Here is a 20,516-nt window from a genome sequence, read left to right on the forward strand (position 1 = left end):
AAGCTTCGCTCCTACAGGTGGACGGCGTTCAATATTTTAAATTGCACACAATTCAATTGCTCGCTATGTTTGGTTTCTCTTCCATCATTGGAGTTCGTGCCATGAGCGATAACCTGCTGAGCATCCCTTGCACCACCATCAAGGGCGAGCAAAAGACCCTGGCCGATTTCGCCGGCAAAGCGGTGCTGGTGGTCAACACCGCCAGCAAATGCGGTTTCACCCCGCAGTACAAAGGCCTCGAAGAACTCTGGCAAACCTATAAAGATCAAGGCCTGGTGGTACTCGGTTTTCCCTGCAATCAGTTCGGTAAGCAGGAACCAGGCAACGAGGGGGCGATTTCCGAGTTCTGCGAATTGAATTACGGGGTGAGCTTCCCGCTGTTCAAGAAGATCGAAGTCAATGGTGCCGGCGCCCATCCACTGTTCGTTCAGTTGAAAAAACGCGCGCCGGGCGTGCTGGGATCCCAGGGCATCAAGTGGAACTTCACCAAGTTCCTGATCGGCAAGGATGGCAAGTTGGTCAAGCGCTTTGCTCCGGCGACCAAGCCGCAGGACCTGAGCCGCGAGATCGAAGCCCTGCTCAAATGAACACGTTGTCAGTCGATTCGCTGAAGCTCGACAGCCAGCTCTGCTTCAAGCTGTACGCCGCCTCTCGGGCGGTGATCCGAGCCTACAAGCCGATGCTCGATCAGTTAGGCCTGACCTACCCGCAATATCTGGTGATGCTGGTGTTGTGGGAATGGCAGGAGGCGGCGCCGGAGCAGCCGACGGTCAAGGCCCTGGGTGAGCGCCTGGCGCTGGATTCCGGGACCCTGACGCCGCTGCTCAAGCGTCTTGAGCAACTACAGCTAGTGCAGCGGCAACGTTCGGCACGCGATGAGCGCGAGGTGCACCTGAGCCTGTCGCCCACCGGCAAGGCCTTGCGCGATCAGGTCGGGCCGCTCAAGGCCCGTCTGTTGTGCGATAGCGGCGTCGATCTGGATCGCCTGAGTGATCTGCGCAATGGCCTCGACCACCTGTTGGGGCAAATCAAATCGCTGTCGTAGTGGGTATCCACAAATCGAGCAGGGCCGCCAGTTCTTCGCGGCGGAAGGGTTTGGCCAGGTAGTCGCTCATGCCTGCTGCGCGGCAGCGTTCGCGTTCTTCGGACATGGCATTGGCAGTCAGGGCGACGATGGGCAGTTGAGGCCAGCGTCCGCTGCGACGGATTTGCCGACTGGCTTCATAGCCGTCCATTACCGGCATGTTGCAGTCCATCAGGACCAGATCGAATTCGCTTTGCTCAAGCTGATCCAGAGCCTCGGCGCCGTGGGCCGCGATGATCACCTCGCAACCGAGTTTTCCGAGCATTCCCTTGGCCACCAGCTGATTGACCGGGTTGTCTTCCACCAACAGGATGCGTCCGCGTCGCTGGGGTGAGAGGGCTTCGATCCGGGCTCCGTTGATTGTGTTGATTTCTGGCTGCAGGATCCGCCGCAATGCCTGGTAAAGCGCGTTGCGGGCCAAAGGCCGCGCCTGTTGCTGCAACGGCGCCAGGGCGTTGGCTTGCTCGCCGGGCAGGAAACTGCCGTAAGCGGTCACCAGCAAAATTGGCGCGGTGAAGGTTGGGCGCAGGCCAAACAGGCATTCGGGGCAGTCGGTGATCAACACATCAGGTTCCAGGCCGATCAACCGGTCATCGATGGAACGCTGCTGATAATCGAGCCCCCAGTCGGGCAACAGACTGTTCAACAGCTCCGCCAGACCGCTGCTGGCGGCGGTGATCGCGATGATGTTGCCTTGCAGCGGCGCCGGAGCGATGGCCTGGGTGTGGCAGGGCAGCGGCAGGTCGGCGCAGAACTGACTGCCAAAGCCCGTTTCCGAGCTGATCGTCAGACGCCCTTGCATGGCTTCGCAGAGGTTATAGGTCAGCGCCAGGCCCAGTCCGGTACCGCCGAATTGCCGGGTAATGCCGGCACCGGCCTGGGTGAATGGCTGGAAGATTTTGACCTGCGCGTCCTGGGCGATGCCGATGCCGGTGTCGCAGACTTCGATTCGCACGCCGTCTTCGAACGTCGAAAGACGCACATCGACTCGCCCGAAGCGGGTGAATTTGAGGGCGTTGGACAACAGATTGCTGACGATCTGCCGGACCCGGGTGGGATCGCCGAGTACCAGTGCGGGAAATCGCGGGTCGATCAGGCACGTCAGTTCGACACTCGGCGCGGCGTTCTGGGACAGCAGGTTGGCGGTGTCTTCGATCAGCGAGCCGAGGTCGAATGGAATGTGTTCGAGTTCGAGCTGGCCGGCGTCGAATTTCGACAGGTCGAGAATATCGTTGAGCAGTTCCACCAGCACTTTGCCCGAGTCATGGGCGATGGACAGTTGTTGTTGCTGTTCGGCATTGAGCGGGCCGTCCAGCGAGAGCGCGATCATCCCCAGCAAGCCGTTGAGGGGCGTACGGATCTCATGGCTCATGTTGGCCAGGAACACCGAGCGCGCTTCGGCCATGTCCAGGGCGGTGCGGCGGGCGACTTCCAGCTCCTCGTTGGATTGGCTGAGCCGGGAGTTGATGGCCTTGAGTTCCGCGGTGCGGGCCGAAACGATGTTTTCCAGTTGCGAGAGGTAGTCGGTCAGGCGGTTTTCGGCATTGCGCCGTTGCTGGATTTCGGTGGCGATATTTTCGAACTGCTGATTGGCGACCTTGACCAAGACCCCGATTTCATCGTTTTCATGCCCCGTCGGATACTCCAGCCACGTCGGTTCCGCGGCGCGCGGATCACGGCCACTGAGTTCGCGGATGACCCGTACCAGCGGCTTGGTCAGCATCACGTAAAACAGCGCCAGCAAAATGCCCGTGAGAATCAGGCTGCGCGCAAAGCCGTTGAGCAGAGTCACTTCAGCTCGACGCAGGAAACGGCTGCCGAAGGTGTAGGTATCGACTTCCAGGTGCAAGGTCCCGAGGGATTCTTCCGGCAAGTGGTCGAGGTAGAGGCGGTCTTCGAACTGTCGGTTGGCGCCGAACAGGAAGTCGCTGATCATCCGGTAACTGTTTTCCAGGCCCGGGCGTTTGACGCTGGCCAGCACGGTATTGTTGTTGTCGGTCAATTGCGCGCCGATGATTGCAGGGGAGCGCAACAGGCCCAGGGTCAGCTCCTGGGCGAGTTCGGCGTCGATGTTATAGGCGATGCGCGATGCCGGGTTATGGCTGATTTCCATCAAGGACAGTATTTCGCGGTTGATGGAGGCGTCTTCGCTGGCATAATCGATGCCTATTTGCAGCAGACTGAGCAGCGTGCCCAGAATGAAACCGACCAGCACCGTAAGCCGTGCTTGCTTGTACGACAGCCGCTGGCTGAACTTGATATCCATTGGATGTTGAACCACTTCCGTTTCCCTTCGCTGCTCAAGCATAGTCGATCATCAATGGATACCGATGTTCTCGCAAAACACCTGTATGGGGTATGGGCCGGGCATCGGATGCTGTGTTTCGTCGCTGTATCGCCATCATCACTGTGAATGTGCCCGAGGAGAAGACGTGGATTCCCGATTGAATGCTTTTCTTGAACGCGCCGATGCCGTTCTGGCCCGTATCGAGCCGCTGTTGCCCGCCCCTCGGCAAGCCATCGACTGGACGCACTGCCTGGCCGCCCGCTGGCAACGGGAAGGGCGCAGCGGTTTTCTGCTGCCCCTGCAAGTCAGCCTGGACATGCGTCTGTCCGACCTGATCGGCGTTGACCGGCAACTGGAACAACTGGGCCGCAACACCCGGCAGTTCCTCGATGGCATGCCGGCCAACCACGCCTTGCTCTGGGGCTCGCGGGGCACGGGAAAATCGTCGCTGGTGCGCGCCTTGCTGGCTGAACACGCCAAGAGCGGCCTGCGGCTGATCGAGATCGAGCGCGATCACCTGGCGGACTTGCCGCGCGTGGTCGAGCAAATTGCCAAGCTGCCCCAGCGTTTCGTGCTGTTCTGCGATGACCTGTCGTTCGAGTCGGGCGAGGGCGATTATCGCGTGCTCAAGAGCGTGCTCGATGGTTCTCTCGAACAGGCGCCGGACAACGTTCTGCTGTACGCCACCTCCAACCGTCGCCATCTGGTGCCGGAAAAGGAAAGCGATAACGAGAACTGGAAAAGGGTCGATGGCGAACTCCATCCTAGTGAGGCGGTGGAAGACAAGATCGCGCTGTCGGACCGTTTTGGCCTGTGGCTGTCGTTCTATCCGTTTACTCAGGAGCATTTCCTTAACGTTGTCGAACACTGGATCGGTCAATTGGCCGACAAGGCCGGCCTTGAATGGCAGCGTGACGAAGAATTGGACATCCTCGCAGTGCGCTGGGCCACGGGTCGGGGCAATCGCAACGGACGTTGCGCCTATCAATTTGCCCGCTATTGGGTCGGGCTGAAGCTGTTGGAGTACAAGGCATGATCGATCTGCAAAAAAGCGGCCAGGGCCTTGAGGGCTACGGCATGCTGTGGGCGCAGCTGGAATCGTTGCTGGCGGACGAGCGTGATTTTATCGCCAATGCCGCACAATTTTCGGCGTTTCTTTTCAACCAGCTCGAAGACCTGAACTGGGCCGGTTTCTACCTTAATCGCAACGAAGAACTGGTGCTTGGCCCGTTTCAGGGGCAGATCGCCTGTGTACGGATTCCGTTCGGTCGCGGTGTGTGCGGGGCGGCGGCGGCCACCTTGCAGACTCAACGGGTTGAAGACGTACATGCGTTCCCCGGGCATATCGCCTGCGACAGTGCGTCGAACAGCGAGTTGGTGGTGCCGCTGGTCAAGGACGGTCGACTGATCGGCGTACTGGACCTCGACAGCCCGAAACTGGCGCGTTTTACCGCTGACGATCAGGCCGGTATCGAACAACTGGCGGCGATTTTCCTGCGTCTGACCGACTGCTGATCAGGTCTTCAAGCCGGCCTTGATCAGCAGGCTTGAAGGATCGACCGCATCGATCTGTTGTGGCTCGAGGAATCGGCTGGCGTACTGCAAGTAGATTTCGTCGTTGATGAACAGCCCGAACAATTGCGCGTCGATATGGGCGTCACGGCACATGGTGGCCATGATGCTCAGGGCTTCGCTCAAGGGCTTGGCTTTCTTGTAGGGTCGATCGGCGGCCGTCAGCGCTTCGAAAATATCGGCAATCGCCATCATCCGCGCCGGCAGGCTCATGTCTTCGCGCTTCAATCGTTTGGGATAACCGGTTCCGTCCATTTTTTCGTGGTGGCCGCCGGCGATCTCCGCGATGTTATTGAGATGGCCGGGGAAGGGCAGGTGACTGAGCATCAGGATCGTCTGCACCATGTGGTGATTGATGATGTAACGCTCCTCGCGGGTCAGGGTGCCTCGGGTGATGCTCAGGTTGTAGAGCTCGCCCCGGTTGTACTTGTAGCGCGGTACGTCGAGCTTGAACCCCCAGGGATTGTCGGCCGGAATCAGTTCGCTTTCGGCGCGCTCGAGCAGGTGCTCGGGTTTATCCGCCAACAGCGGTTCGCTGACCGGCAGGGTCGGTGCCGGGGTGCGGGCCTGGCGACGGTTTTCTTCCCACGAAACCCCAAGCCGATCATCCAGGGTTCGGGTCCAGGTGCGTTGGGCGATGGTATTGAGCCGTTGCAGATCGGTTTCGGCCATGGTCTCGCTGCCCAGGTTGCAGTGGGCCACAAACGCGAAATCATCATCCAGCGCCGCCAGGCTCGCATCGCGTAATTGCGCCAGAGATTGCTCGTCACCCCCCATCGCGATGGCCTGCCAATAGCTGACCCAGGCGTCACGCTTGAGGACTTCGAAACGGGTACGGATTTCGTGGATGCGGTCGTACAGGGTTTCAAGCTTCGTGGCTTTGTCGACCACGTATTCCGGGGTGGTGACCTTGCCGCAGTCATGCAGCCAGGCGGCGATGTGCAGGGCTTCCCACTCATCTTCGGTGGGCTGATAGTTGCTGAAGGCCGGGTCCTGACTGGCCGCGGCGGCCTGCGCCAGCATCAGGGTCAGTTCCGGCACCCGCTGACAGTGAGCGCCGGTATAGGGGCTCTTGGCATCGATTGCGCCGGCCAGCAGTTGAATGAACGAGTCCAGCAGCTGTTTTTGTTTGGCTTGCAGACGTTGACTCTCAATACTCACGGCGGCCGCACCGGAAACCGCCTGGAGAAACGCGATGCGATCGGGGCGAAGTTTTTCCAGGTCGCTTTGTGCGCCGCTGTCGGCCAGCAACAGGATCAGCAGGCCGACGGTTTCGTTATGGCGATTGTGCAGGCGGATACCGATCAGATGGACCCGGGGGCACTCCAGCGCAAGCAAAACCTTCTGCAGGTCGCCCGCCTGTTCGAAACCCAGGTTGGTGACGACATTGTCGGCATTTGCCAGTTTCTGCATCCATTGAGGGCTCTGCGGATCCTGAGGTGCGTGTCCTTGAATGTCGAATGACGGTAATGCCTGTGGGTTGCCATTGATGACCAGTGCATGCGGCTCCACGCGGTCGTCATCATTTTCACGCAGGTAGAGCAGACCGGCCTGGGCCTGGCCGATCTTCACGGTTTCAAACAACACCCGTTGCAACAAAGGGGCGAAGCGGGTCTCGGCGCTCAGGCTGTCGGTGATCTGGAAAAAACTCGCCAGAGTGTCTTTCATGCGCGCCATCGACACGCTCAATTGGTCGACTTCAAGCACCGGCGAACGACGGCTGACCGGAAAATTGAAATCGAAACTGCGAATCGCATCAGCTTCTTGCACCAGGGCGCGCAAGGGTTTGACCAGGACTCTGGAGGTCAGCCAACCCATCGGCAGGCACATCAGCAGCGTGGCCAGGGTAATCAACGCGCCTTGCCAGCGCATGCGGTAGGCGTCGACGAGCAATTCATCCTCCGGCACCAGGAGCGCCAGTTGCAGCCCCTGCGGGCCACCCTCCTGCATGCTGTTGCGCGCCATGATCCATTGACGGCCGGCGGTGTTCAGGCGCTTGGCCTGCGGGGGACTTGTGAGCAGGGCCGCGAGGCTGGGGCTCAGGTCGGCGGCTTTGATCAGGCGGGCCGTCTGGTCGTCGACGATCAGTTTGCTGCTGTCGGGGTAGGCGATGGCATTACCCTGGGCATCGAACAGCACAATTTCGGTACTGGGGGTCACTGCATGTTTGGCCAGGGTCGCCGACAGTTCCGCCAGGGTGAGGTCGGCCCCCATCACCGCATGCTCGCCACTGCGCCGGGCCAGGGTGGTACCGACGTTATGGGTGGAGAAAAAAAGATAAGGTTCGGTGGTGATCTGATCGACGTCGCTACGGGCGCTGGAGAACCAGGTGCGGGTACGGGGATCGTAGGTTTCGTCGGGATTGTCCTGACGGCTGATGAGGTTCAGGTTCTGATCGAAAAACAATGATTGGGAGCGGACCTGGCCATTGCCTGGGTGCTCGATGCTCCAGACCTGATACGCCGCCGTATCCGGTGCCTCGACCAGCTTTTTCAGGGCGACGGTTCGCAGTGGACGAACCATGAAAAAGTCGCCATTGCCATAGCCCAGGTACAACGAGGCCAGATCCGGGTTGTCCTTGAGCGATTGGCTGAAGGGCTTGAGCAACGCCAGGCGCTGCTCAAGGTCGGGCGCGCGGGTCGCCGGATAGTCCGCCAGCAGGCTCAACAGATGACGAATCGGCTCATAGGTGCGCTGCAGATCCAGACGGACATCTTGCTCGATGCGGTTGAAGAGCTTTTCGCTGCTGGCAAGAATGATCTGGGTGGTTTGCCGATAGTTGAATATGCCCAGCACCACCCCGGTCAGCAACAGCAGGAAGGTGAACATCACGCTGATATGGATGTGCAGGGGAAACCGGCGTTGATCCGGGCGCAGTGGGTTGGGCATGCTGTTTCTCCATGATGATTAACACACTGCTCAGCCCTCAAGCATAGTTAACGCTCCGTCATAGTGCTTTTGTTGTGGCGTGCCATCTGTTGTTGCAATGCCTGCTCCAGTTCGAGCATCGCGTGCTCCATGGACTTGCTGCAATCAGCCACTTCGTCGTGGTGGAACCGGTTATTGCAGGCCTTTTCGAGCGCCTCGCAACTGTCGATCAATCGGGAAGCCTGGATGATTCGGGCCGCACCCTTGATTTTGTGAGCGACGTCGAGCAATGACTGCCGATCCTTTGACCGGGACAACGCCAGCAGCGCTTGGCGGTCCAGGCGGTTGCTGTTCAGCAGCTCGGTCAATAATCGCTGGTTCAGCGTCGGGTTGCCACCGGTCAACAGGTGCAGCCCCTCCAGGCTGAAGGTCGGGGCGCGGGATGTCGGCGTGATGCCTTCGATCCATTGACTCAAGGCTGTCAGGCTGAGGGGCTTGAACAGGCAATCGTCCATCCCGGCGTGCTTGCAGCGCTGTTTTTCTTCCGGCTGCGCATTGGCGGTGAAACCCAGAACGGTACAGCGAGAGCGCTGCGTGTGCTGTTCATGTTGGCGAATGGCGCGGGCCAGCTCATATCCATTCATGATCGGCATGTTGCAATCGGCGATCACCAGGTCGAATGGCTGATTCTTCCACGCCTCGAACCCTGCCTCGCCATCCGCTGCGACAATGAACCGATGCCCCAGAAACTCCAGTTGCTGGCACATGAGCAAGCGATTGGCCGGGTGATCGTCGACCACCAGAACGTTCAACGGGGCAGCACTGGGAAGAATTTGCGGCTCGATACGTTCTGGTATCTGTTCCGGCGGCAGGGTTGCCAGGTCCAGCGACACCCGGACCTGTGTGCCGATTCCCGGCTGACTGCTCAATCTCAGACTGCCGCCCATCATTTCGCACAGATTGCGGCTGATCACCAGGCCCAGCCCCGCGCCGCCTCTGGGTAACTGGCTGGAGTTTTCGGCCTGGACAAATGGTTCGAACAATCGCTGTTGATCCTGCTCGCTGATCCCGGCGCCGCTGTCTTCAACCAGCAACTGCAAATGGACCCGGTCGGGCGTGTCGGTCGGCTGCAATTCGACGCTGACCCTGACCTGGCCCTGTTGCGTGAACTTGATGGCATTGCTGACCAGGTTGGACAGCACTTGCTTGAAACGCATCGGGTCCAACAGGACATCGGTCGCCGGTTTGACGGGGTTGAATTCCAGTTGCAGCACGATATTTTTCTGTCGGGCCAGCCCGTCGAAGATCCGCACCACCGAGGCGATGGTTTCACCCGGATTGACCCGTTCCGGGCTCAGGCTCAGACGCCCGGACTCGATGCGTGCAATATCGAGAATGTCCCCGATCAGCTCCAGCAGGTCTTTCGCCGAGTTATACGCGACGTCGATGGCCGGCCGATCCGGGTGGTTGTGCTCGATGCGTTTGAGCGTCAGTTCGAGCATGCCGATGATCGCATTCATGGGCGTGCGGATCTCATGGCTCATGGTCGCCAGAAAGGTGCTTTTCGCCCGGTTGGCTTCATCGGCCCGTTCTTTAGCCGCCCGCAGTTCATCGAACAGCTGCCGCCGTTCGCTGATGTCGATCCAGCCGCCGATGACGCCTTGCACGTCACCGCTCGAGTCTCGATAGGGAAGAATCCAGTGATAGATCGTCAGCTTGCGCTCGCCGATGTGCAACGGGCGGTCGAGAATCAACGGCGTACCCTCGGCCATGACGCGCTGGTAGTCCGCCTGATACTCCCGTGCTTCGAAGGCATTGCTCAGGGTGCCCGGTATAACGCCTTTACCGATGATGTTTTCGCGCTTCGTGCAGAAGGTTTCCAGATAACTGTCATTGCAGCTTTGCAGTAATCCCTGGCGATCACGCACGTAAATGGGGTGAGGCGTGCCATTGACCAGTGATCGCATGAATTCCAGTTGATCGTTCAATGCACGTTCGGCCGCTTGCCGCTGTTTTATCTGGCGTCTCATATAGGCGTTCCAGGCGGCGGATATCAGCAGCAACACGCCGGCGCCTGTAACGATCTGATAAAACACTCGGTGATAGTTGCGCCAGGTACTTTGCGAGGCCGCCGAATAACCACGCCAGCGGTTGTTGATAATGCCCAGCTCTTCCGGTGCGATGCTCAGCAGTGCTTTGTCGAGGATGGCATTCAGTTCTTTGGCGTCGCGCCCGGTCGCCAGGGAAAACGCTGCTTGTCGGGTGCCAATGGTCGTGCTGATCTGAAGTGTCTGTTCGAAGATCCGCGAGGAGATGAAGTAGTTGGCGATCACCAATGAGTTCACCGCACCTTCGGCCTTGCCCTCGGCGAGCAACTCCACGGCGCTGAAGGTGTCCGGGGTTTCAATCAGGTTGATCCGCGGGAACTCGCGGCGCAGGTAATCCACCAGTGGATTGCCTTGGGCAATGGCCAGGCGCTTGTCTTGTAGTTGGGTGAGGTTCGTCGGGCTGTCGGGCGCTTTGCGCGTCAACAGGACGAAGGAGTTTTCCAGATAAGGGCGGCTGAAGTTCAACGCTGTTTCACGTTGGGCGCTGGGGAGCAGGGCGGCGATCAGGTCGGCTTGATGGTTAGCGATTTGCTCGATCATCTCGTCATCACTTCGACTGCGCTGGATCTCGAAACGCAAACCGGTACGCAATCTGATCAACTCGAGCAGGTCAGCCGTGACGCCACGAAAGTTGCCGTCGCTGTCGAAAAACGTCAGCGGCGCAAACGCTTCATTGACCACCACGCGCACGACTGGATTTTGCGCCAGCCAGCGTTCTTCGCGCTGGGTGAGTTGCAGTTTTTGATCGGTGAGAAGAATGTCGCTGCCGGCACTCCAGCGTTTGGCGATGTTATCTCGCTCGCTGGTGGGGATGGCCTTGAGTACGGCGTTGATGATGCCGAGCAGATCCGGGTTGTTCTTTTGCACGGCAAAGCTGAAGCCATGGGCTTCGTGTTTACCGAAGTTGGCCATGCGGATGTTGTTCAAATACCCCTTGTTGATCATGTAATGGGTTGAAATGGTGTCACCGAGAAAAACATCGGCCTGGTCGAAGGCAACCGCGTTGATTGCATTCTGGTAGGACGGGTAGGAGGTGATGATTGCCTTCGGATACAGCGCCCTGACCTCGTCCAGCGGCAGATAGTGATACACCATGCTAAGCCGCATGCCGGCAAGTCCATCGGTCAGTGACCTGGTTTCTCCTTCTCGTGTCACCAGTACGGGTTGATCCACTGCATAAGGCGTGGACAGGGCAATGTCGGCATTGTCGGCCTCGAATCCATTGGCGGTGCCGAGCATGTCGACCTCGCCTTTTTCCAGTGCCTCGATCGCGGCCCCTCGGGATGCAAAGCGCTGAACCTTGACGGGCAACCCTATAGCCTTGCCGAGGATGCCCGCGTAATCGGCGGTGAAACCTTCATAATCGTGGCCGCTGAGGGTCAGGTCGAAAGGAGGATAGTCCGGGGCCGAGGTGCCCAGGATCAATTCATGTTTATCCTTGACCCATTGTCGTTGTGAGGTATCCAGTTGGACTTCCATGTGCCCGGCCGTCGAGCGACTGAGCAGGGTGTAGTACTCGCTGGCCGTCTGTGCCGCGAGCGCTGAAGTACTCAGGCATAAACCCGCGGCCATGAGTATCAGATAATCCTTGAAGCGGCTGGGCATCCTGTTTCTCACACTAACGCGTTACGTTTTGCCATATCGATGAGTTCAACCAGGGATTTGGCCTTGAGTTTTTGCATGAGTCGTTTTTTATAGGTGCTGACCGTCTTGTTGCTGAGAAACATACCCTTGGCAATCTCCTTGTTGGTACGGCCCTGGGCAAAAAGTTGTAATACCATCAGCTCTCGATCGTTAACGGACTTGAATAACTCCAGATCTGCCCACCGTACATCGTCACTGCGAACAGGATTCAGGGCCTGACTGGGAAAGTAGTTGTAACCTGATAAGACTGCTTTGATCGCACTGACCAGTTCACTGAGATCTTCCTGTTTACATACATACCCCGATGCGCCGGACTGCATACACCGAATGCCAAAAAGTGTCGGGCACTGTGCAGTTAATACCAGTGTTTTGAGGGGGGTACTCATTGCGTTGAAACGGGAAAGAACTTCCAGCCCATCCAGTTTGGGAATGCTGATGTCGAGAATGATCAGATCGGGCATGCATTCACGAACCATCTGCATTGCATCGACCCCATTGTCAGTTTCACCGACGACTTTGTAACCTTCATGTTCCAGCAGCATTCGAACGGCAAGGCGGATGACAGGGTGATCGTCGACAATAAAAACGGAGTTCATAATCAAATCCCATACGTGCACAAATAAAGCGCGCACCTTAGCTCAGATAGTTGAGGGGTCGCATGAACTGACAGCCCTGTAGCAGCAATATAGGAAAAGTCCTACAAATGAAGAAGAATAGGACTACGTATCAACTAGGTTTTGAATGAGGAAGGGGTGAAAGTTGAGTAGGTGTAGTCAAGAATCTGAAAGTATTGAGTTGTAGGTTTTAATTTGTACTTTGGTTATGGTTTTAATGTGTGTTTTTATTGTGAGGTCGACGTCAACAGGTTTATAAAGTCTGATTGTTTCAATGGTTTGGTCAAGTAGCCCAGCAAGGGCAGGCCATGTTCGTAAGCCATTATTTCAAGTTCGTGCAGTTCGACGGATGTCAGGCTGCTCAGAAGTATTGCCTGTCTGATCATTCCCCGATGACTGGCATATTTGATCAGATCAAGGCCTGGTAGGTCGGGCAGGCATTGGTCGCACAGAAGAATGTCGAACGGTTGCGCAGACTTGAACATTTGTTTCAAGGCGCCTGCGGCACTGTCAGTGGCGGTCAGTTGAGTGAAACCATCGCTTTCGAGCAGGTATTGAGTCGCTCTTAACTGAAAGGGATGATCTTCCACCAGCAAGATGCGCCAATCGTGTTTGAACATAGGAGTTTTCATGCTTCATCTGTCGAGCAGTTGGAGTGCGATTATTTCGCGAGATGGCCGAACAATCGATCAGTCCGCTCTGCACAAGGTGTAGGGCGATTCTGTCGAGGTTGAAATACAAATGAATATCGAGAAGATCGATCAGCCGTTCAGGTGTCCCGGACGCGGCTGATCGATAGGCTTTTATCCGTGGCTTGAACGACCGGTCATTTCCAGCGCCATTTCACTGGCATAGCTGTCGGTCATGCCGGCGATGAAATCAATCATGCGCAAGAAGGCGGTGTGTAACGGGCCATTAGGATCGGGCGCATTGTTGCCCAGCAAGTCGAGTATGCGGCGGTTCTTGAAGGAGGGTGTACGACCGTTGTGCTGCTCCAGTGCCGCGCCGCAAAAGGCGTTGAGCAAAATCTCCAGGGTGGTGTAGGCGCCGATTTCGTGGAGCGTCTTGCGTTTGTCCTGGAAGATTTTTTTGCGCGCCATGTCCTTGGCATTCAGGACGCAGCGTTTGGCGGGGCCATGCATGTGTTCCACCAGATCACCCGGCAGCGTGCCGGCCAGCAGCGCATCCTGCTGCTCGACGAAGGCTCGGGCTGCTGCGTTGGTCAGGTGTTCGATGGCTTTGCCCCGCAGGATCGCCAGTTTGCGCCGACGCGAATCCTGTGGGCCGAGCTGGCGGTAGGTTTCGGGGAGATCATCGCCCACCAGATCCAGCAGCAGGGACTCGACTTCGGTGTACTCCAACAGCTCCATCTCCAGGCCATCTTCCAGATCGATCAGCGCATAGCAGATGTCGTCGGCAGCCTCCATCAGATACACCAGCGGATGGCGCGCCCAGCGCTGTTCCTCCAGTTGTGGCAGGCCGAGCTTTTGAGCGATCTGTTCCAGCAGAGGCAGTTCGCTCTGATAGCAGCCGAACTTGTGCTTCTTGTAGCCCAGCGAGTCGGCGTGCCGCGCGGTCCACGGGTATTTCAGGTAGGTGCCGAGGGTGGCATAGGTCAGCCGGGTGCCCCCTTCGAACTGATGGTATTCAAGCTGGGTGAGTACCCGGAAACCCTGGGCGTTGCCTTCGAAATTGAGGAAGTCATTGCGTTCGACTTCGCTCATGGCATCCAGCCAGCCACGGCCCGCGGCCTGTTGGAACCAGTGGCGGATCGCGTCTTCGCCGGAGTGGCCGAAGGGCGGATTACCGATGTCATGGGCTAGGCAAGCCGATTGCACCACCATTCCCAGATCGCTTGGTTCGCACCAGTCGGGCAGGGCGCTGCGGATGGTTTCACCGACGCGCATCCCCAGCGAGCGACCGACGCAGCTGACTTCCAGTGAATGGGTCAGGCGCGTATGGATGTGATCGTTGCTGGAGACCGGATGGACCTGGGTCTTGCGCCCGAGACGGCGAAACGCGCCCGAGAAAATGATGCGGTCGTGGTCTTTATGGAAAGGGCTACGGCCGAGTTCTTGCGGGCTGTGCACAGGCTTTCCGAGGCGTTCGCGGGTAAGCAGGGTTTGCCAATCCAAGGCTGGTTTCTCCGTCAGGTGACTGATCCCCTAGCTTCCCGGTTCGTGTCGGTACCTGCAAGGAGAACTAGAGCCCGGCCGCGTCAATATCGATGAGTAGCAGCCGCTCGCCGTTATCGAAAAACTGCCCGGCGGTGAGGCAGTATTGATTGCTGGTGGCGTCGCGGTAGGTATTGGAAAGCGTCAGGCGGCGTTCATCCCAACCCTCGGCCAGTAAGTGATAGAAATACGGGCGCCACGACCAGTTATGGCCCAGGTAGCGGTTATCGGCTTCCCAGCCGTTGTTGCGCCATTCCAGGTTGGGTGTCAGTTGCGTGCCGTGGCGGTCGCATTGATAGAAACGCAACAGCCAGGGAAACGCCTCCAATTGCGGCAAGGCGCTGAGGGGCGCGTTGGCTTGTGCCCAGGCTTGCAGGATGGCCATCAGTTCGCTGAGTTGCTGGCGCATGATCATCAGGCGAGCGCGCTCAGCCAGTTTTTGCTGGACATAACGCTGGCGTAATTGCGCGAAACGCTCGACAAAGGCGTCTGTGGCGAAGAAGTCCGCTTGTGCCCGGGCGAACAGAAAACCCTGTACGTAGCGTGAGCCACACTCCAGGGCAAAGTTCAGTTGGGCTTCGGTTTCCACGCCTTCGGCGATGATCCAGCAACCGGTTTTCTCCGCCATTTGCGCCAGTGCCTTGACCACTTCGCTGCTGGGGCCACCTAAAGCGGCGGCCTGGAACAGCCGCATGTCGAGCTTGAGAATGTCCGGTTGCAGTGTCAGCACGCGATCGAGCTGAGAGTAGCCGGCCCCGAAATCATCGATGGCGATCCGCGCCCCGGCTTGTCGGTAGCGCGCCACGACTTCTGCCAGACGCTGGCTGTCGCCGCCCAGTTCGGTGATCTCGAAGACGATTCGCTGCGCGTCGACGCCGTGCCTGCTCAGTTGTCTGAGACTCGGCAACTCCTGATCCCGGCGCAAGCGGCTGATCCAGCGAGGTGAGATGTTCAGGCTCAGAAACCAGTCCGAGGGCGCTTCATGCAAGCGGCTCAGGGCGTTATCGCGAATCTGGCGATCGAGACGACGCAGGGCGATGGCGGGAGTTCGAGGGTCAGCGAACAGCGGTCCTACCGAGGTCAGTTGACCATCGGCCTGGCGCAGTCGACCCAGTGCTTCGACGCCAGCGATACGGCCTGTGGCGGTATCGATGAACGGCTGAAAGCAGGCGAGCGGTTGCCCGTCGATCACGAGGCCTCCTTAGTAAGGTCTTGTTCTGGATAAACCTGGTCGCCAGTCAGGCACGCAGGATTAACCTCTGGGTAAAGAGGTCAATCCCGGTGGTATTGCAAGAATGCAGCCAGACAGCACTGATTAGTGTTTGCGCGTAGAGATCTGCATGGCCAGTTTGATCAGCGGCCCCAGCGTGGCGCCCAGACGAACCAGCCGGGTCAGGCTGCCGATGCCACCGCCCTTGGCACTCTTGCCGGTCAGAAAGCCCAACCCGATCACGGCTGCGATGCCCCAGAGCGGAGCGTGTTTGATGCCGAAGCCGTCTTGCAGGTTTTGCGTCATGCCACGCACCCGTAGCAGGGGTTGCAGCAGGTGTTGGGATTCGTGGCGAATTTCCTGGCGATGCATTTCCATGCGCAGGCGGATCAGCGCCTTGCGCATTTCCGTGCGCGAGCTGTTGCGGGGAAGTTCAGGCAAGTTCATGGCAACAGGCGCTCCCGATCGTTGGCCAGTTCTTCGAGGGTGCCATGGAAGGGGGAGGACTCATCGAAAATCGCCGCTCTCAAGCGCATCGCACAGAACAACGCCGCGAGGGTATAGAACACACAGAGGCCGATGATCGCAGCCAGGCGGTAGGTGTCCCAAAACAGGATCAATACCAGTGTCGACAAGCCCACCAGCAGCAACAAGGCAAAGACCAGCGTCAGGCCTGCAAACAGCAACAGGCTTACGGTGCGGGCTTTTTGTTCTTGCAGTTCGATGCCGAACAGTTCGACATGGCTATGCAGCAATCCAAGAAAGGCAGCACCCAGGCGTCGCGTTGAGGAGCGGGTACCCGTCGCGGACGAGTCGGATTCACCAATCGCCATAATCAGCGCCGAGTAGCCAGCAGGCCAATCAGGAAACCCACGCCAGCGGCGATTCCCACCGATTGCCATGGGTTGGCCTGGACGTAGTCTTCCGTGGCGGTGACAGCGGCCTGGCCGCGCTCGCGCAAAGAGTCTTCGGTCAGCTTCAAGGTTTCCCGGGCCCGCAGCAGACTGTCGCGGATCTGCTCGCGCAGCTCATCGGCCTGATCGCCGGCCAGGGAGGCGGTGTGTTCCAGCAACCGCTCGGTGTCACTGACCAGCGTCTGGAAATCTTCCATCAGTATTTCTTGAGCAGTCTTTGCCTTGATGCGTGCCATTGGTGATCTCCGTAAGTGGCTTGTGAAGCGTTCGAGTATGAGCCTTGCGCGAAGGTTCAGTACAAATGACTGGTACAACTTTTGCTACGTCGTGGTGCGTCCGCCGGCGCTACTGCGCTGTTGCCGGGCATGATTTCAGGAAAACCCTGACTCAAACAATCAAAACTCGCGTAGAGGCTTCGCTCTTGTGCGCCAAATCGGTTCATCCGGACCAGCGCTTGGGTCTGGATGAGCTGCAACTTGGTGCGCCGGCCATCTGCGCGAACTGCTTTGGTGCTTTTTTTCAGCCTTCAGGTCTGCCAATCCATGGAAAATCTGCAAAGTGCTGTGGACAGTCTGGTCCATAGCTCCAACACGTTGTTCATCCTTATCGGTGCGGTCATGGTTTTGGCCATGCACGCCGGTTTTGCCTTTCTGGAAGTCGGTACCGTTCGACAGAAGAACCAGGTCAACGCCTTGTCGAAGATCCTCAGCGACTTCGCCATTTCGACCCTGGCCTACTTCTTTATAGGCTATTGGATTTCCTACGGGGTCACTTTTATGCAGCCGGCGGCGGTGATCACTGCCGATCATGGTTATGGGCTGGTGAAATTTTTCTTTCTGCTGACCTTTGCCGCGGCGATTCCGGCGATCATTTCCGGAGGCATCGCCGAGCGCGCCCGGTTCGTCCCGCAGTTGTGTGCGACGGCGCTGATCGTGGCGTTCATCTACCCCTTCTTCGAAGGCATGATCTGGAATGGCAACTTTGGCCTGCAAGCCTGGTTGCTGGAACGCTTTGGAAGCAGTTTCCATGATTTCGCAGGCTCGGTGGTGGTTCACGCCATGGGCGGCTGGCTGGCACTCGCGGCGGTGTTGTTGCTCGGACCGAGGCAAGGTCGTTATCGCGACGGACGACTGGTGGCATTCGCACCGTCGAGCATTCCCTTTCTGGCATTGGGTTCGTGGATTTTGATCGTCGGCTGGTTCGGCTTCAACGTGATGAGCGCCCAGACCTTGCAAGGGGTCAGCGGGCTGGTGGCGGTGAACTCGCTGATGGCCATGGTCGGCGGCACCGTGGCGGCGTTGATCGTGGGACGCAATGACCCGGGCTTTTTGCATAACGGCCCGTTGGCCGGACTGGTGGCGGTCTGCGCCGGCTCGGATCTGATGCACCCGGTGGGCGCCTTGGTGACCGGTGCCATCGCCGGGGCTCTGTTTGTCTGGTGCTTTACCGCGGCTCAAGGCAAATGGCGTATCGACGATGTGCTGGGTGTCTGGCCATTGCACGGGCTGTGTGGCGTCTGGGGCGGGATCGCTTGCGGTATCTTCGGTCAAACCGTCTTGGGTGGCGTGGGAGGCGTGAGCCTGATCAGTCAGTTGATTGGCACCTCTGTGGGGGTGATCGTGGCGCTGGCCGGAGGTTTTGCGGTGTATGGCGCGATCAAGGCGCTCCATGGCCTGCGCCTGAGCCAGGAAGAGGAGTATTACGGTGCGGACTTGTCGGTGCACAAGATCGGCGCCGTGAGTCAGGATTGAATCAATTTTCTTCATCGTCAGCGCCGGGGTAAAAACCGTGCAGCAGGCGATAGCGGTCATGTCGTACCTGGTCGACCCGGTCTTGCACCTGCTGACCGTGTATGCCCAGCATGACCAGCGCGTGTGAGGCGAGCATCAGGCTGGACTCCAGCAACTCGGGTACGACTTCGCTGGCGCCGGCCGCCTTCAATTCGGCCAACTGACTGTCGTCCCGTGTGCGCACCAGGATCGGCACGATGGGATTGAGCCGCCGTGCTTCCTTGAGTATCAGCAGCGCGATGTCAGTCTTGTCCACGGCGACCACCAACAGCCTGGCGCGCTCCAGTCCTATCGCCAACAACAGTTCGCCGCGACGTGAATCACCGTAATGAACGCAGCTTTCAGCGACGGCTGCTTCCTGCACCCGCACCGGGTCGGTGTCCAGCGCAATGTAGGGTTGATGTTCATGGCGCAGAAAGCGCCCGATGGATTGACCTACGCGGCCGTAGCCACAGATCACTACGTGATTGTGCAAGCCAGCGTTGAGTGCGCTGATTTCTTCGAGTTCGGCTTCTTCGTTGGGCTTGCGGTGCAGGTGTGCGGCGATATGGGGAGCGGCGCGAAGCAGCAAAGGCGTCGCCAGCATCGAGCAGAAAGTGGCGGCCAGCAGCAGGCCACCGAGGTCGGCGGGCATCAGTTTGTTCTGTTGCATCTGCGCCATCAGGGCAAAGCAGAACTCGCCTCCCTGGGCCAATGCCAGGCCGCTGCGCCAGGCGGTTTCGCCATCGCTGCCGCGCCATTTGACCAGCAGCGCGACCAAGGTGCCTTTGATCAGCAGCAATCCCAGCGTCAGGCCGAGAATCAGCAGGCCGTGGCTGGCAAACAAGCGCAAGTCGATCAGCATGCCAATACTGACGAAGAACACCCCGAGCAGAATGTCGCGAAACGGACGGATGTCCGCCTCGATCTGATGTCGATAATGGCTTTCCCCCAGCAACATGCCGGCGAGAAACGCGCCCAGGGCAGGGGAGAGGCCGAGCAGGTGAGTCAGCCAGGCTGTCAGCAGAACGATCACCAGCGCCAATAATACGAACAGCTCCGCGGACCGGGACGCGGCGATTTCATGGAACAGCCGTGGCAGAAACCAGCGACTGACCAGCAGCAGGCCGACGAACAGCACCAGGGTCTTGCCTAGCGTCAATGGCAGCGCCCAATACCAGGCCTGGTCGCTGCTGCCGGCGAATACCGGCACCAGGGTCAGCAGCAATACAGCCACCACGTCCTGGAACAACAGCACGGCAATGGCATTCTGGCCGTGACGGCTGAAAATTTCACCGAGGCTGCTCAGCTCCTTACTGACGATGGCGGTAGACGACAACGCGAGACCAGCGCCGAGTAACAGGGCAGGCGTGATCGGCATGCCGAACAGTATCAGTACACCCCCCAGCACGCTCCCGGACCCCAGTACTTGCAGGCTGCCCAAGCCAAACACCACCTGGCGCAGCGCGAGCATTTTCGACAGGGAAAACTCAAGCCCCAGGGAGAACAGCAAGAACACCACGCCCAATTCAGCCAGATCGGGCAACTCTTCGCTTTCATTCACCCAGTTGAACGCTGTCGGCCCGATCATCAGCCCCACGCACAGGTAGCCCAGCACCGGTGGCAATCGCAGGCGCTGGAACAGCGCAATCACCACCAGGGAGGAGGCGAGGATGATCAACAGGTTGGCGTACACAAAAAGCTCCGGTGAGGGTTCTGGCTACTCAAGGGTAGAGGTAAAAAAGGCGCGAGCATCGCGCAAATGACAGTCAAGGCGAATGATTTGCATCAGAAGTTTGCCGAAAACTCTTGAAATCAGCCATTGCCCGGACACGTGGGGGCATCGGCTCGACTGCGTTTGATGGCAGGCCTAGAATGAGCGCTTACTTCGTTTGGTCTGGTCATCATGCTTCCTGAATGTCAGCTGTTCGGCACCCTTGGTTGCCATCTTTGTGAAGTCGCCGAAGCCATGCTGATGGAATTTGTCGAGCGTGGTCTGTTGGTGGAGTTGGTGGATATCGCCGACGATGAAACCTGGTTCGAAGCTTACAGTCTGCGTATTCCGGTGTTGCGACGGGTCGATACCGGCGCTGAACTGGGCTGGCCGTTTAGTGCCGAGCAGGTGGTGGCGTTCCTGCGCGAATCCTGACACTGCTGGCGATGCCCCACCTGTCGCGATCCTCGTTTCATTCGTTGGCGAAAGGTTGGTTATTCGGTTACTGTATGCGCATACAGTTATTCGGATTGCCTGCCATGCTTCTCCCTGTTCGGG

The 20,516-nt window shown here is 58.5% G+C and carries 17 protein-coding genes; 6 read left to right on the forward strand and 11 right to left on the reverse strand.

The features are described from left to right. The first annotated feature begins 101 nt into the window (after positions 1-101). Together ACZ9BB_RS03895 and ACZ9BB_RS03900 are read left to right on the forward strand one after the other, a co-directional pair. Positions 102-587 (forward strand): glutathione peroxidase, encoded by a 486-nt coding sequence (locus ACZ9BB_RS03895; RefSeq protein WP_008075665.1) that lies wholly within the window; start codon positions 102-104, stop codon positions 585-587. Continuing rightward, entirely contained in the window at positions 584-1,045 is a 462-nt protein-coding gene (locus tag ACZ9BB_RS03900; RefSeq protein WP_476212618.1) for a MarR family winged helix-turn-helix transcriptional regulator, read from the forward strand. Before ACZ9BB_RS03895 ends, ACZ9BB_RS03900 begins: the two co-directional genes overlap by 4 nt. Here the strand turns inward: ACZ9BB_RS03900 and ACZ9BB_RS03905 are convergent. Continuing rightward, on the reverse strand, positions 1,029-3,350 hold the full coding sequence (locus ACZ9BB_RS03905; RefSeq protein WP_476212619.1) for a hybrid sensor histidine kinase/response regulator: 2,322 nt from the start codon (positions 3,348-3,350) through the stop codon (positions 1,029-1,031). The two genes, ACZ9BB_RS03900 and ACZ9BB_RS03905, sit on opposite strands and share 17 nt — an antisense overlap. Before the next feature lie 166 nt (positions 3,351-3,516). Here ACZ9BB_RS03905 and ACZ9BB_RS03910 point away from each other — a divergent pair, with 166 nt between their 5' ends. Further along, positions 3,517-4,407, forward strand: coding sequence for an ATP-binding protein (locus ACZ9BB_RS03910; RefSeq protein WP_476212620.1), 891 nt, complete (start codon positions 3,517-3,519; stop codon positions 4,405-4,407). Then, the gene (locus tag ACZ9BB_RS03915) at positions 4,404-4,886 is read left to right on the forward strand and encodes a GAF domain-containing protein (protein WP_476212621.1); all 483 of its coding nucleotides are present in this window, start codon (positions 4,404-4,406) and stop codon (positions 4,884-4,886) included. The genes ACZ9BB_RS03910 and ACZ9BB_RS03915 overlap by 4 nt, the downstream gene beginning before the upstream one ends. Here the strand turns inward: ACZ9BB_RS03915 and ACZ9BB_RS03920 are convergent, their stop codons facing one another. The 9 genes from ACZ9BB_RS03920 to ACZ9BB_RS03960 form a co-directional block, all read right to left on the reverse strand. After that, positions 4,887-7,832, reverse strand: a complete 2,946-nt coding sequence (locus tag ACZ9BB_RS03920) for an HD domain-containing phosphohydrolase (RefSeq protein ID WP_476212622.1) — start codon at positions 7,830-7,832, stop codon at positions 4,887-4,889. Between the two features lie 47 nt (positions 7,833-7,879). After that, entirely contained in the window at positions 7,880-11,524 is a 3,645-nt protein-coding gene (locus tag ACZ9BB_RS03925) for a transporter substrate-binding domain-containing protein (protein ID WP_476212623.1), read from the reverse strand. An 8-nt stretch (positions 11,525-11,532) separates the two neighbouring features. Next, positions 11,533-12,159 (reverse strand): response regulator, encoded by a 627-nt coding sequence (locus tag ACZ9BB_RS03930; RefSeq protein ID WP_476212624.1) that lies wholly within the window; start codon positions 12,157-12,159, stop codon positions 11,533-11,535. Between the two features lie 245 nt (positions 12,160-12,404). Next, entirely contained in the window at positions 12,405-12,809 is a 405-nt protein-coding gene (locus tag ACZ9BB_RS03935) for a response regulator (protein ID WP_476212625.1), read from the reverse strand. Positions 12,810-12,980: 171 nt separating this feature from the next. Further along, the gene (locus ACZ9BB_RS03940) at positions 12,981-14,312 is read right to left on the reverse strand and encodes a deoxyguanosinetriphosphate triphosphohydrolase (RefSeq protein ID WP_476212626.1); all 1,332 of its coding nucleotides are present in this window, start codon (positions 14,310-14,312) and stop codon (positions 12,981-12,983) included. 67 nt (positions 14,313-14,379) lie between these two features. Next, on the reverse strand, positions 14,380-15,543 hold the full coding sequence (locus ACZ9BB_RS03945) for an EAL domain-containing protein (protein ID WP_476212627.1): 1,164 nt from the start codon (positions 15,541-15,543) through the stop codon (positions 14,380-14,382). Positions 15,544-15,666: 123 nt separating this feature from the next. Further along, positions 15,667-16,008 (reverse strand): hypothetical protein, encoded by a 342-nt coding sequence (locus tag ACZ9BB_RS03950; RefSeq protein WP_476212628.1) that lies wholly within the window; start codon positions 16,006-16,008, stop codon positions 15,667-15,669. Then, positions 16,005-16,394, reverse strand: coding sequence for a phage holin family protein (locus tag ACZ9BB_RS03955; protein WP_476212629.1), 390 nt, complete (start codon positions 16,392-16,394; stop codon positions 16,005-16,007). The genes ACZ9BB_RS03950 and ACZ9BB_RS03955 overlap by 4 nt, the downstream gene beginning before the upstream one ends. 2 nt (positions 16,395-16,396) lie before the next feature. Continuing rightward, positions 16,397-16,711, reverse strand: coding sequence for an ElaB/YgaM/YqjD family protein (locus ACZ9BB_RS03960; protein ID WP_476212630.1), 315 nt, complete (start codon positions 16,709-16,711; stop codon positions 16,397-16,399). Between the two features lie 306 nt (positions 16,712-17,017). Between ACZ9BB_RS03960 and ACZ9BB_RS03965 the strand changes: the two genes are divergently transcribed. After that, positions 17,018-18,226: an ammonium transporter gene (locus ACZ9BB_RS03965; protein WP_476212631.1), complete on the forward strand. Its 1,209-nt coding sequence runs from the start codon at positions 17,018-17,020 to the stop codon at positions 18,224-18,226. 1 nt (position 18,227) lies between these two features. On the opposite strand, the gene ACZ9BB_RS03970 is transcribed toward ACZ9BB_RS03965, so the two are convergent. Further along, a complete protein-coding gene (locus ACZ9BB_RS03970) occupies positions 18,228-19,940 on the reverse strand; it encodes a cation:proton antiporter (protein WP_476212632.1) in 1,713 nt (570 codons plus the stop codon). Between the two features lie 210 nt (positions 19,941-20,150). On the opposite strand from ACZ9BB_RS03970, the gene ACZ9BB_RS03975 reads away from it, so the two are divergent. Beyond that, positions 20,151-20,393, forward strand: coding sequence for a glutaredoxin family protein (locus ACZ9BB_RS03975; RefSeq protein WP_476212633.1), 243 nt, complete (start codon positions 20,151-20,153; stop codon positions 20,391-20,393). Positions 20,394-20,516 lie beyond the last annotated feature (123 nt).

It is taken from the genome of Pseudomonas sp. TE3552 (genome assembly GCF_056278945.1).